The organism is Acinetobacter sp. NBRC 100985 (genome assembly GCF_000241225.1).
Lineage (GTDB): Bacteria > Pseudomonadota > Gammaproteobacteria > Pseudomonadales > Moraxellaceae > Acinetobacter > Acinetobacter venetianus.
On the sequence record NZ_BAEB01000001.1, the window covers coordinates 73735 to 86305 of the forward strand.

At 41.5% G+C, this 12571-nt stretch carries 13 protein-coding genes; 11 read left to right on the plus strand and 2 right to left on the minus strand.

The window, feature by feature from the left end; translation table 11 throughout:
* Positions 1-3 precede the first annotated feature (3 nt).
* The 6 genes from ACT4_RS00350 (at position 4) to ACT4_RS00375 (ending at position 4809) form a co-directional block, all read left to right on the plus strand.
* Positions 4-819 (plus strand): AraC family transcriptional regulator, encoded by an 816-nt coding sequence (locus ACT4_RS00350; protein ID WP_007478286.1) that lies wholly within the window; start codon positions 4-6, stop codon positions 817-819.
* Between the two features lie 102 nt (positions 820-921).
* Positions 922-1809, plus strand: a complete 888-nt coding sequence (locus ACT4_RS00355) for a DMT family transporter (protein WP_007478288.1) — start codon at positions 922-924, stop codon at positions 1807-1809.
* 693 nt (positions 1810-2502) lie between these two features.
* Entirely contained in the window at positions 2503-2955 is a 453-nt protein-coding gene (locus ACT4_RS00360; RefSeq protein WP_007478289.1) for a hypothetical protein, read from the plus strand.
* A gap of 186 nt (positions 2956-3141) precedes the next feature.
* Positions 3142-3807, plus strand: coding sequence for a pseudouridine synthase (locus ACT4_RS00365; protein ID WP_007478291.1), 666 nt, complete (start codon positions 3142-3144; stop codon positions 3805-3807).
* A 24-nt stretch (positions 3808-3831) separates the two neighbouring features.
* A complete protein-coding gene (locus tag ACT4_RS00370; protein WP_034604340.1) occupies positions 3832-4314 on the plus strand; it encodes an N-acetyltransferase in 483 nt (160 codons plus the stop codon).
* A gap of 126 nt (positions 4315-4440) precedes the next feature.
* The gene (locus ACT4_RS00375) at positions 4441-4809 is read left to right on the plus strand and encodes a ribonuclease E inhibitor RraB (protein ID WP_007478295.1); all 369 of its coding nucleotides are present in this window, start codon (positions 4441-4443) and stop codon (positions 4807-4809) included.
* Positions 4810-4934: 125 nt separating this feature from the next.
* Here the strand turns inward: ACT4_RS00375 and ACT4_RS00380 are convergent, their stop codons facing one another.
* Entirely contained in the window at positions 4935-5402 is a 468-nt protein-coding gene (locus tag ACT4_RS00380; RefSeq protein ID WP_007478297.1) for an Lrp/AsnC ligand binding domain-containing protein, read from the minus strand.
* A 139-nt stretch (positions 5403-5541) separates the two neighbouring features.
* Here ACT4_RS00380 and ACT4_RS00385 point away from each other — a divergent pair, with 139 nt between their 5' ends.
* From ACT4_RS00385 to ACT4_RS00400, 4 genes are all read left to right on the plus strand, one after another.
* Positions 5542-6798, plus strand: a complete 1257-nt coding sequence (locus tag ACT4_RS00385; RefSeq protein WP_004882071.1) for a D-amino acid dehydrogenase — start codon at positions 5542-5544, stop codon at positions 6796-6798.
* Positions 6799-6822: 24 nt separating this feature from the next.
* A complete protein-coding gene (gene alr, locus ACT4_RS00390; RefSeq protein WP_007478300.1) occupies positions 6823-7926 on the plus strand; it encodes an alanine racemase in 1104 nt (367 codons plus the stop codon).
* 10 nt (positions 7927-7936) lie between these two features.
* Positions 7937-8296, plus strand: a complete 360-nt coding sequence (locus ACT4_RS00395; protein WP_007478302.1) for a RidA family protein — start codon at positions 7937-7939, stop codon at positions 8294-8296.
* A gap of 190 nt (positions 8297-8486) precedes the next feature.
* The gene (locus ACT4_RS00400; protein WP_004882066.1) at positions 8487-9920 is read left to right on the plus strand and encodes an amino acid permease; all 1434 of its coding nucleotides are present in this window, start codon (positions 8487-8489) and stop codon (positions 9918-9920) included.
* Between the two features lie 75 nt (positions 9921-9995).
* On the opposite strand, the gene ACT4_RS00405 is transcribed toward ACT4_RS00400, so the two are convergent.
* Complete coding sequence (locus ACT4_RS00405) at positions 9996-10877, minus strand: LysR family transcriptional regulator (protein WP_004882065.1); 882 nt, start codon at positions 10875-10877, stop codon at positions 9996-9998.
* A 165-nt stretch (positions 10878-11042) separates the two neighbouring features.
* Here ACT4_RS00405 and ACT4_RS00410 point away from each other — a divergent pair, with 165 nt between their 5' ends.
* A complete protein-coding gene (locus ACT4_RS00410; RefSeq protein ID WP_007478306.1) occupies positions 11043-12560 on the plus strand; it encodes a CoA-acylating methylmalonate-semialdehyde dehydrogenase in 1518 nt (505 codons plus the stop codon).
* Positions 12561-12571: the final 11 nt, after the last annotated feature.

The window sequence follows — 12571 nt, forward strand, 5'->3', positions numbered from 1 at the left end:
AATATGCTATCTCAACAAAAGGAATCTGATTCAGCGAAGCAGAGCAAAAATTTGGTCTATGCTTGGGATGGTGTGATTATTTATGTGACTCAAGAACATTTGAATAAAGCACACGCACATTTTCCAGCATTGCTACAAATTAGCTGTGGTACACCATTTGCGATCACAGTGGATGAGCAGCCCCGCAGTTATCATGAAGTTGTGGTGATGGCATCTAATCTGCCGCACAGTACCGATTCAGAAAATCAGCCTTATATTGCGATTTTGATTGATCCTGATCATGCACTGTATGCTTATCTACATCCATTATTGAATGGGAATGCATTTTGCTCCTTAGCAGCATCCGCGCTTGGGTTATTTCAACAACGCTTTCAGCAACTCATGCTAGGGCAGCTCAGCCTAGAGCAAGTAAAACAATTGGTCTTGGATATTTTAGTTGTTTTAAATCCCAAGCCTCTTGCTTGTTTACCGTGGGATCAACGCATCTTGCACGCTTGTGACTACATCAAGCAGTGTGTGCCGCAACATATCCCAACCATTGCAGAAGTTGCAGCGCAGGTCGGATTGTCTGAGTCACGATTGATGCATTTATTTAGTGAGCAATTGGGCTTGTCGATGCGGCAATATATTTTGTGGCTCCGCATACGCTATGCAATCAAGTTGTGGATGCAAGGTAAAAGTTTGATCGAAATTGCAATGGAGTCAGGCTTTTCGGATCAGGCGCATTTCACTCGAACTTTGCGCCGTATGGTTGATTTTGCACCGTCTATGCTGAAAGCCAATACCATTTTTATCAGCGATTTTTCTACTTCAAAATAAAGTTTAATAGCTTATAAATACGCGGGTTATTCCAACTAAGACTCGAAAAATAACGAGGAAACGAGTAAATTACATTCACATTTTGATCGTGCGTTAGCGTTTATGGCTTTTACTTGGATTCTATTCACTATCATGGCTGCATTTATGCAGGCTTGGCGTAACGCATTTCAAAAACAACTCAGCACTTCAGTGGATGCTTACGGCACAACACTGGCACGCTTTCTATTTTCACCGCTTTTTGCCTTTAGTTATCTAGCCTTTCTATATGTGCAAAAACCTGTCACGGCAGCGGTTCATTTCTCAGATAAGTTTTGGTTTTACATTGTCATTGCTGGTGTGAGTCAGATCTTTGCGACTGCTTTGATGGTGATGCTATTTCAACAAAAAAACTATGCCATCGGGGTTGGACTTGCCAAAAGTGAAGCAATTTTAGCGGCAATCGTCGGGGTAATCTTTTTACAGGAACATCTCACGACATGGGGCTGGGTGGGGGTTCTGATCGGTGCGGTTGCAGTCTTTCTATTAAGTAAAGGTCGTCAGCATACTGAACTTTCAATGAAAACCTTAATGATCGGTTTGGGTAGTGGTTTGTGTTTTGCGATCACTTCATTATTGGTTCGTGAAGCTAGCTTAGAACTGACTATGTTGCCATTTCTGCATCGTGCAGCGTGGGTATTATGCTGTTTGATCAGTTTTCAATGCATCATCATGTTGCTGTATTTGGGAATTTTCAGCCGTGAAACGCTTTATCTAATGTGGCAACGTCTCGGCTTGGTCTTTAAAGTCAGTGTGTGTAGCTTTCTCGCGTCGGTGGGTTGGTTTAGCGCGATGAGTATGCAGACAGTTGCGATTGTGAAAACGCTTGGTCAGGTCGAAATTTTATTTAGCCTATTAATTTCAGCCTTTTTCTTTAAAGAAAAATTGGCGAAAACAGATCATTTGGGTTTGTGGTTGGTGATTGTGGCTGCGATTATGGTGATTTGGGCATAGTCGAATGATGCGGAAACAAGAGTTGAAAATATTCATTGGGCAGGAAAGATTGCTTTGGCGTATTCAGGGCAATACGAATTTGAGCATGATTTTTCAGTTTATCTCGAAAATGTGGCTTTTCCTCAGCTGATTCATGATTAAAATTTCGATTAAATATGCTTTGATTAGAATTTTTATATGATTAATTTGTGAAGTATGGGAAAAAATTCGGATTATAAATATAGATATGCAAAATTATTTTATTATTGGCTAAAAATACCATTTTTTAGGAAAACAATCCCATCAGCTTCCCCCTAAACTATATCGCAAGGGTGTGAAAGGGATCGAAAAGAGTAGCATGCACCGACGCTTACAAAGCAAGTGTGTACTTACCCAAAAGGTCTCGATTCGGCTTAGGACGCTATAGATCAAAAGTTTATAGGCAAAGGTTATGGCTTACAAAGTCATAGGTGTTGAAGTAAACAACCTCTGTTTTCCCTTGATACCCTAAAAAATTTAATCTCAACAGAATATGACCAATCAGATATAAATAATAAAAACTAGATCAAGAAAACTAAAATCGAATGTGAAATAAATCGTTAAATCTTCTAATTTTGAATGTAATTCGCTGTTTTTATATTAAAAAACAAAATGATATAATTTGCCTAAAGTTAAAATCAAAAGATGATCATACTGGAATAGGTCAGAAAAATAATGAATGAATTCGATCTAAAAATACGTTATCCGCACCAAACAGGCCGCAATGATGCTGATCATTTGGGCGCATTTGATATTGAAACGATTTTGAAAAAATTTGATGAGGTTGCTTGGCGACAGCAGTTGGTACGTCAGTTGCAATTAGACGGGGCAAGTACCAGTTTTATCGTTACAGATGAACGTTCAGGGCACACGATTCGAATCATCTTGGACGCTTTTGCTAAAACGCAGCATTTAGAATTTAAACTGGAAAGTAATATTCCTGTTTTAATTGCAAAAAAGGATGTTTTTGGGCTGCTGACACGAAAAACAAAAGACAGTATTTCATTTAAACATTTAACGCAAAGTCGTGCCAAAGAATATCTACTTGCATTTATGAATGGTGAAATAGCGGAACTAGAAACGCTATATCGTGAAAATTTAAGCAAGCCAATGAAGTCAGCTTCTTAGTAGATCAATAACAAATCATGAAACCAGATGAATAAATGAGATCAAAGATTCTTTATTCATCACACCTGCTAAAAATAAAAAATCATTGTACCCGCATGGTTTGGTTGTTCTATCGAGCGCGATGGTTAAATTCTCTGGATAAGCCGCTATAATCATTTGGCTTTTTTGAATCTGTTTTTATGTCCCATGCCGTTAAATGACAATTTTATCTATATGCCACCGCAAGAACCTTTAGAGATCTTGTATGAAGATGATGATTTAGTGGTGGTTAATAAGCCTGCAGGTTTATTGTCGGTGATGGGCCGTTTGCCAGAGCATCAGGACAGTGCTTATTTACGCGTTTTGGAAAAATATCCAGCTGCCAAAGTGACGCACCGTTTAGATATGGCAACCTCTGGTTTGTTGATGTTCGCCAAGCATCGAGAAGCCGAAGTCGCGGTCAGTAAAATGTTCCAAGCGCGTACAGTCAAAAAATACTATGTTGCACTGGTTCAAGGACAAATTCAGGCAGAAGGGAGTGTAGAAGTCCCATTGATCACGGATTGGGAAAATCGTCCACGTCAGATGGTGCATTTTGAGTTAGGGAAATCTGCCAAAACCTTATTTCAGTTGATGGATTATGATGCTGCAAAGGATCAAAGTCGGGTGCGTTTAGAGCCTGTGACAGGTCGCTCGCATCAGCTCCGCGTGCATATGATGCATATTGGCCATTCGATTATGGGCGATAAACTTTATCATCCCGAACCTACCAAATTTCATTTAAAACGGATGGCATTACATGCGGCTTATCTCGCATTTCAACATCCCTTGAACATGCAGGCGATAGAAATCCGCTCTGATGTGCCATTTTAGTATTGAGAAGAAATGGAAAATACTATGCAGGCAATTCAGCAAACGCATTGGACAGATTTAACTGCTGAACAACAAGCGCAATTGAAAGCACTTTTATTAGAAGCTGATCCCAGTTGGGAGCACATCTCAACATATCTTTTTGATGCGAAGATTTTTGTCGTGTGTAATGCCGAAAATGAATGTATTGCGCAGCTATGTTTGCTCGAAAATCATGATCAAGCTGAGATTAAAAACTTAACAGTAGCGGATGCTTTTCAGGGACAAGGAATTGCTAAGGCTCTCATTCGACATGCGATTGCATATGCCAAGCAACGATCAACAGCATCTATTATCGTTAAAACAGGCAATTCTAGCTTAGATCAGTTGGCACTCTATCAAAAATGTGGTTTCCGAATGTCGCACATTGAGGTCGATGTTTTTAAAGATTACCCAGAGGCAATCTATGAACATGGTATTCGTTGTTTAGATCAAGTGGTACTGATGATCCAACTCAGTCAAGCTGAGTGATTCTATAAGGCAATTTTGATTATTTTTTAACTACAATAATGATATCGATAGGTCTAAAAACTGACATAAAAATAGGTTAATCTATAGCCAAACAATCAAATCCAAAACATAACAAAGGATACTCATATGACACGCGACTACGATCAATTCCCTGATAACGATAATGGCAATGTACTCTGGCAAATGGTTGAAGATGGCAATGACCTGAGCGAACCGCATGAAGTTGAGTTTTCGGTTGTCTTTGCAAAACAAGAACAAGTGGAAAAGTGTGCATTGCACTTATTACACCAAGAGCAAAAAATTTCCTTGTATCAAGAGGAGCTTCATTCAGATGGTTCTGATTTATGGGTGCTGAATATCCATGTCAACATGATCCTAGAATATGAAGATATTGAAGATCTAGAAGAATGGATGACCCGTATCGCTCAAGAGTTTGGCGGTGAATACGATGGCTGGGGTTGTATGAGCTATATCTATGATGAAGAAGATGAATAGCAGCAGCCTGAATGATTAAAAATATCAGTTCGCTCGTCATCATTTGGAGATTCTTAATTTAAGAATCTCCTCTAAGCTTTTATTTAAAAAAACAAGACCATTCACCCTCAAGCGCTTTAAATCATTTATACACCCATATCGAGATATAAGCTTTCTTTCACCTCTTCCATCACCACATAACTATGTGATGAAGCCGAAGCGGGTAGTTTTTTTAATAAATCACCTAACAATCGGCGATAGGCGCTCATTTCTTTGAGTCTTGCTTTAACAAGATAGTCAAATTCACCCGAAATCAAATGGCATTCCAATACTTCTGGAATATCGACCAAATCTCGAGCCACTTGGTCAAATACATCACCAGATTTTGCGGAAAGTTTGATCTCAAGAAACACTAGTAGATTACGATCGACCAGTTCTGGGTTCAGACGAGCGTAATAGCCCATGATGATCCCTTCTCGTTCTAAGCGTTTAACACGTTCTGAACAAGGTGTGGTCGATAAGTTGACACGAGAAGCCAGTTCACTAATCGCGATCCGTCCTTCGCGTTGCAGAATATCTAAAATCAGGCGATCAATACGGTCTAATTTACGCATAGATTATTCCCTTTTATTTTAATTTTTGCATGACAAAAAATATGAATTACCTAGATTATAAGCATAAAAACAGTCAAATAAACTATTGATCCAAAAATATACTAGTTAAATAAACTAGTGTGTGCGTGAGGGATCTGTTATGCGCGTAATCGTTTTAGGAAGTGGTGTCATTGGTGTAGCAAGTGCTTACTACCTAGCGCAACAAGGTGCTCAAGTGACTGTACTTGACCGTCAATCTGGTCCTGCCAAAGAAACTAGCTTTGGTAATGCAGGACAAATCTCCCCAGGATATTCAACGCCGTGGGCTGCTCCCGGCATTCCATTTAAAGCTGTTAAATGGATGTTCCAACATCACGCACCGTTGGCAATTAATATTGATGGCAGTATGTGGCAGCTTCAGTGGATGGCACAGATGCTGAAAAACTGTAACCCACAAAGTTATGCGGTGAATAAAGAGCGCATGATGCGTGTGGCGGAATACAGTCGTGATTGTTTACGTGATTTAAGAGAACAAACAGGTATTAACTACGAAAATCGTGCTAAAGGAACGCTACAGATTTTCCGTAATGAAGCCCAACTTGAAGCTGTACAGCGCGACATTCAAGTACTCAAAGAGTGTGGCGTTGATTTTGATTTATTAAATGCACAACAACTTGGGTCAGTCGAGCCTGCATTGGCACATAACGATCATTTGGTGGGTGGCTTACACTTACCTAATGACGAAACAGGCGACTGCTTTCTGTTTACCAATGCGTTGGCAAAACTAGCGCAAGACCTAGGTGTTGAGTTCAAGTTTGATCAAAACGTTGAAAAACTGATCGTTGAAGGTGATGAGATCAAAGGCGTTATGGTCGATGGAGCCGTTTTAACCGCTGATCGTTTTGTTTTGGCATTTGGTAGTTACTCGCGTGATTTCTTAAAACCGTTAGAGTTAAATCTACCAGTTTATCCAGTGAAAGGTTATTCACTCACGATTCCAATTGTTGAGCCGAAATTTGCACCACAATCTACGGTACTCGATGAAACTTATAAGGTTGCGATTACTCGTTTTGATCAGCGGATTCGTGTGGGTGGTATGGCTGAATTAAGTGGTTTTAATTTAGGTCTCAATCAAGATCGCCGTGCAACATTGGAAATGGTGACGCAAGATTTATTCCCAGGCGGTGACTTGAAACAAGCATCTTTCTGGACAGGTCTTCGTCCAATGACCCCTGACAGCACACCAATCATCGGAGCAACACAGTATAAGAATCTATTCCTCAACACAGGACATGGAACTTTGGGTTGGACGATGGCATGCGGATCTGGAAAACTGATCAGTGACCTTGTGTTAAATCATCGTACCGACATCAGTACAGATGGTTTATCGATTCAGCGTTATTCACACGCGGCATAGTAACGAATTACAAGGAAGTTCATTATGCCTCGTCCAATTACCGCAGTTATTCATCAGCAAGCGTTAACTCAGAATCTAGCTGTTGTTCGGCAGTCCGTGCCGAACAGCAAGGTTTTTGCTGTGGTCAAAGCCAATGCCTATGGGCATGGAATTGAGCGTGTCTATTCATCATTTAAAAGTGCCGATGGTTTTGCCTTACTCGATATTGAAGAAGGCAAACGCTTACGTGCTTTAGGATGGACAGGCCCAATTTTGCTGCTTGAGGGTATTTTTTCTCCTCAAGACTTGTTTGATTGTGCTCAATATCAGCTTAGTTTTACCATTCACAATGAGCAACAAATCGAATGGTTGCAGCAGCACATTTATCCTGCCCAGTTTGATATTTTTCTCAAAATGAACAGTGGAATGAACCGTTTAGGCTTTAAACCACAGCAATATCGTAAAGTTTGGCAACACCTAAATAGCCTCCCAAATGTGGGAAAAATCACCCATATGATGCATTTCTCTGATGCAGATGGTGAGCGGTTTGGGCATGTCGGCATTAATTATCAAATCAAAGAATTTGAAGCTGCAATTCAATATCTTCCGGGTGAAAGATCCGTCAGTAATAGTGCTGCGATCCTACGATACCAAGATCAACTTCAGTCCGATTATGTACGTGCAGGCATCATGCTGTACGGCAGCTCTCCTGACTTTCCCAAACATAGCATTCAAGATTGGGGGCTTGCGCCGACCATGAGCTTACGCAGTGAGTTAATTGCGGTGCAGCATCTCAATCCGAAAGAAAGTGTGGGTTATGGCTCAAGCTTCGTCGCTGAACGAGCAATGAAGATTGGCATTGTGGCATGTGGTTATGCCGATGGTTATCAGCGTATTTCACCGACTGGAACACCTATATTGGTCAATGGGATTCGGACGCGAACCATTGGTCGTGTCAGCATGGATATGTTGGCAGTCGATTTGACGCCAGTTGAGGATGCTGAAGTCGGCAGTGAAGTGGTGCTTTGGGGTAAATCCCACACAGGAACAATTTTATCCATTGATGATGTAGCTGCGGCTTCGGGCACAGTTGGTTATGAACTGATGTGTGGAGTCACTGCGCGTGTTTCATTTATAAATCAGCAATAAGGAAAGAACAGTGTCTCATTCAGATATCCAAAAGATAAATACCAATGAAGTGATGAGTGCCGTAACGGTATTTAACAAGGTGGTGTATTTATCTGGGCAAGTACCCAAAAATGCAGATCTTGATATCGAAGGTCAAACGCGCGAAGTGCTTGCGACCATTGATACGTTATTGGCATCGGCAAATACAGATAAATCTCGTTTATTGTCAGCACAACTCTTTATCAAAGATTTATCGGATTTCCAAACGGTGAATACGATATGGGTTGATTGGTTAAAAGGTTGTGTCGCTCCCTCGCGCGCGACCATTCAAGCGGATTTAGTCAATCCGAAATGGTTAATCGAAATTGCAGTTGTTGCAGCACAAAAATAAGGCAATCAGCCTTATTTTTGCTTAAAGAATATTAAAAAAGAAGAAAAGTAACGTATTTGCTATAGCTAAAACTAAGTCAGATACGTATTTTCTTGCAAACAGAATGGATTGGTTATTTTAAAAGACAGCTGGGAATAGCGCATAAATAAGCAGCCAATCCATTTAGGAAGTAGTAAAAGGAACTTTTGTTATGACGGTTATTCATAATCAGTCAGAAGGTGAACAAGCACCTCAAGACTTACAACGGAAATTATCCAATCGCCATTTGCAATTGATTGCGATCGGCGGCGCGATTGGTACAGGTCTCTTTATGGGATCTGGCAAAACCATCTCCCTCGCAGGGCCATCCATCTTGTTTATTTACATGATTATTGGCGGCATGTTTTTCTTTTTAATGCGTGCTCTCGGTGAATTGTTACTGGCAAATTTACAGTACAAATCTTTCGTAGATATGGCGCATGATTTAATCGGGCCTTGGGCTGGCTATTATTTAGGTTGGACGTATTGGCTCGGTTGGGTGCTGGTTGGTATTGCTGACTTGGCCGCAGTGATTAACTATCTTGGTTTTTGGTTACCTGACGGCACAACCTTTACCCCGATAGGGCAGGCGGCGATTAGCGCGGGCTGCGTATTGTTTGTATTGGCCCTCAATTTACTTACAGTCAAATTGTTTGGTGAAGTCGAATTTTGGTTTGCACTGATTAAAATCCTCGCGATTATTGGTTTGATTGCGATTGGTGGTTACATGATTTTCAGTCACTTTACCGCACCTCATGGCACAGTGGCATCACTCAGCAATATTTGGTCGCATGGCGGGATGTTCCCGAAAGGTGCTGAAGGCTTCTTGGCAGGTTTTCAGATCGCCGTATTTGCCTTTGTCGGGGTCGAGTTAATTGGAACAACAGCGGCGGAAACCAAAGACCCGCACAAGAACCTTCCAAAAGCGATCAATGCTATTCCGATTCGTATCATTTTATTCTATGTGCTGGCATTGCTTGTGGTGATGGCGGTTACACCGTGGAATAGTATTAGCCCAGATAAAAGCCCATTTGTAGAGTTGTTCATGAATGCAGGTATTGTGACATCAGCAATCATCATGAACTTGGTGGTGCTTTCATCAGTAATGTCATCGATGAACAGTGGTGTATTCTCTACCAGTCGTATGTTATTTGGTTTATCTAAAGATGGTCAGGCGCCGAATGCGTTTGGTCGTTTGTCCAAAAGTGCAGTCCCTGCCAATGGTTTGATTTTCTCGTGTGTATTCATCATGGGTGGCGCAGTACTTCAGTACTTTGTCCCAAATACGATGGAAGCATTTACCTTAGCTAGTTCTTTATGCGTGATTCTATTTATCAGTGTGTGGAGTCTAATTATGGTCTGCTATATCCGCTATCGTAAGTTACGCCCAGAATTACATGCACAATCAAATTTCAAGATGCCGGGCGGCGTGTTCATGTCTTATGTGGTGATTGCATTCTTGCTATTTGCTTTAGTGATTTTGGCACTTGAGCCTGACACCTTAAAAGCATTGTATGTCAGCCCATTGTGGGTGGTCATTTTAGCGGTGACCTATCAATTGTTATATAAGCCACGTATGCGCAAACTTCGTGGTGAACTAGCTTAACTAGCTATTGCATATCTCCCATCAAAAGAGCTGATCATGAAAGGTCAGCTCTTTTTCTATTTGCCATTTAGTATCTTAATCGACTAGTAAATGTTGATATTTATCAGCTTGTTTACGTAAGTAATCCCAAACCAGTTTGATCCGTGGCTCATGCTGTAAATCCACAAAAGTTAGCATCCAAAAGGTATGATTAAAACGGACTTGTTCAGCGAGTACATCATTTAGTTCGGTTTTATCGTGCGCTAAAAACTTGGGCAAAATTGCCAATCCAGCACCTGCGCTGACCGCAATTTGTTGAGCCAAAATACTGCTGCTTCGGAAATTTGCTGTCAGTTTGAGAGGAAGGCGCTCTAAGCAATACAGTTCAGGACTATAGACCAGATCATCAATATAGTTGACGAAGCGATGTTGAGTTAAATCTTCTAAACGTCGAATCGGTGGATTTTGTGCTAAATAATTTTTACTGCCATATATCTTTAGAGAATAGTCTGACAACCGCGTAATGATATATGGCCCAGATGTAGGACGGTCAATTGACACTACAATATCGGCTTCACGATGCGACAGCTTAATCATCTTGGGTACAGGGATAAGATCGATAGTGAGCAAAGGATAATGAATCGAAAACTCGGCAAGTAGACGTGCAAGAAATGCCGTACCAAAACCTTCAGGTGTGCCAATTCGCACACGGCCTTGCAAAGGTTGATGTGGTTTTTCGATTTGTAGAAAGGCCTGTTCCATCTGCTCAACTCGTGGAACAAGGGCTAATCCTTCCATCGTTAGTTCATAGCCAGAAGCTTCTCGCTTAAACAACGTCGTGCCTAAAGTCAGCTCCAAAGCCTGAATCCGTCGCGCTACAGTGCTGTGTTCAACACCGATTACCCGTGCTGCATTGGTCAAAGTCTTGGTTCTCGCCAAGACCAAAAAAAATTGTAGATGATCCCAATCCACTTTCATTTTTATTGTATTCCCTGTGCATATTTGCACATCAATCGTGCATGAATTTGCGTTGGTGGTCAAAGCATTCTTTGCTAGTCTCGAACAAACGTTAAAAAAAGAAAATACGACGAATCGCTATTTTCGAAAATGTGAACACAATAAAAATAGGCCTATGGAGAGGTTATGAATACAATCCAGAAAATCGAGCTGGAAACAGCAAAGCTACTCATTAATGGACAATTTATCGAGTCTGAAACACAGGAATGGCAAGATATTGTCAATCCTGCAACTCAAGAAGTGATTGGTCGTGTGCCATTTGCGACTGTTCAGGAAGTTGATGCTGCCATTCAAGCTGCACAAGATGCATTTGCGTCTTGGCGTCAAACGCCGATTCAGGCACGTATGCGTATCATGTTGAAGTTACAAGACTTGATCCGCACCAACATGAAAGAAATTGCACGCGTGCTGACCGCTGAACAAGGTAAAACGTTGGCGGATGCAGAAGGCGATATTCAACGTGGCTTAGAAGTGGTTGAGCATGCTTGCTCAGTCGGTACATTACAAATGGGCGAATATACCGAAGGTGTTGCTCGTGGTGTCGATACTTATACCTTGCAGCAACCTTTGGGTGTTTGTGCTGGGATTACCCCATTTAATTTTCCTGCCATGATTCCATTGTGGATGTTCCCAATGGCAATCGTTTGTGGCAATACCTTTGTCCTCAAACCTTCTGAGCAAGATCCACTTTCGACCATGATGTTGGTTGAACTGGCGATTCAAGCAGGCGTTCCAGCAGGTGTACTCAATGTAGTACATGGTGGTAAGGAGGTCGTAGATCGCTTATGTACCAATCCGCTGATTAAAGCGATTTCTTTTGTTGGTTCAACCGCAGTTGGAACCCATGTGTATAACCTCGCAGGGCAGCATGGCAAACGCGTGCAGTCGATGATGGGTGCAAAAAATCATGTGGTAGTCATGCCTGATGCCAACAAAGAACAAACGCTAAATGCCTTAGTCGGTGCTGCATTTGGTGCAGCAGGGCAACGTTGTATGGCGCTTTCAGTTGCCGTCATGGTGGGCGAAAGTCAGCAATGGGTACAAGAGTTGGTTGAAAAGGCCAAAACCTTAAAAGTAAATGCAGGGCATGAGCCAAATACAGATATTGGCCCTGTGATTTCTAAACGTGCCAAAGCCCGTGTAATGGATCTGATCAACAGTGGCGTTGAGCAAGGTGCTGAACTTCTGTTAGATGGTCGTGATGTTCAAGTGCTTGGTTATGAGTCGGGTAATTTTGTTGGCGCAACAATTTTTAATGGCGTGACAACTGACATGCGCATTTATAAAGAAGAAATCTTTGGGCCTGTGCTAGCGATTATTTCGGTCGATAGTTTGGACGAGGCGATTGCTTTGATCAATGCCAACCCATTTGGTAATGGTGTGGGTTTATTTACCCAAAGTGGCGCGACGGCACGTACTTTCCAAAACTTAATTGATATTGGTCAAGTGGGCATCAATATTCCAATTCCTGTGCCTGTTCCATTCTTTAGTTTTACAGGTTCGAGAGGCTCAAAACTGGGTGATTTAGGTCCGTATGGCAAGCAAGCGGTACAGTTCTATACGCAAACCAAAACCATTACCAGTCGTTGGTTTGAAGACAGTAATGATGTCGGCGGCGTAAATACCACCATTAGTTTACGTTAAGGGGAATCAGG

Excerpts from the sequence above, each read along its gene's own strand:
- ACT4_RS00360 (WP_007478289.1), top strand. The coding sequence starts at position 2,503 with ATGAATGAATTCGATCTAAAAATACGTTATCCGCACCAAACAGGCCGC.
- ACT4_RS00410 (WP_007478306.1), top strand. The coding sequence starts at position 11,043 with ATGAATACAATCCAGAAAATCGAGCTGGAAACAGCAAAGCTACTCATT.
- ACT4_RS00350 (WP_007478286.1), top strand. The coding sequence starts at position 4 with ATGCTATCTCAACAAAAGGAATCTGATTCAGCGAAGCAGAGCAAAAAT.
- ACT4_RS00385 (WP_004882071.1), top strand. The coding sequence starts at position 5,542 with ATGCGCGTAATCGTTTTAGGAAGTGGTGTCATTGGTGTAGCAAGTGCT.
- ACT4_RS00355 (WP_007478288.1), top strand. The coding sequence starts at position 922 with ATGGCTTTTACTTGGATTCTATTCACTATCATGGCTGCATTTATGCAG.
- ACT4_RS00405 (WP_004882065.1), bottom strand. The coding sequence starts at position 10,877 with ATGAAAGTGGATTGGGATCATCTACAATTTTTTTTGGTCTTGGCGAGA.
- ACT4_RS00380 (WP_007478297.1), bottom strand. The coding sequence starts at position 5,402 with ATGCGTAAATTAGACCGTATTGATCGCCTGATTTTAGATATTCTGCAA.
- ACT4_RS00365 (WP_007478291.1), top strand. The coding sequence starts at position 3,142 with ATGCCGTTAAATGACAATTTTATCTATATGCCACCGCAAGAACCTTTA.
- ACT4_RS00400 (WP_004882066.1), top strand. The coding sequence starts at position 8,487 with ATGACGGTTATTCATAATCAGTCAGAAGGTGAACAAGCACCTCAAGAC.
- ACT4_RS00370 (WP_034604340.1), top strand. The coding sequence starts at position 3,832 with ATGCAGGCAATTCAGCAAACGCATTGGACAGATTTAACTGCTGAACAA.
- ACT4_RS00375 (WP_007478295.1), top strand. The coding sequence starts at position 4,441 with ATGACACGCGACTACGATCAATTCCCTGATAACGATAATGGCAATGTA.
- alr (WP_007478300.1), top strand. The coding sequence starts at position 6,823 with ATGCCTCGTCCAATTACCGCAGTTATTCATCAGCAAGCGTTAACTCAG.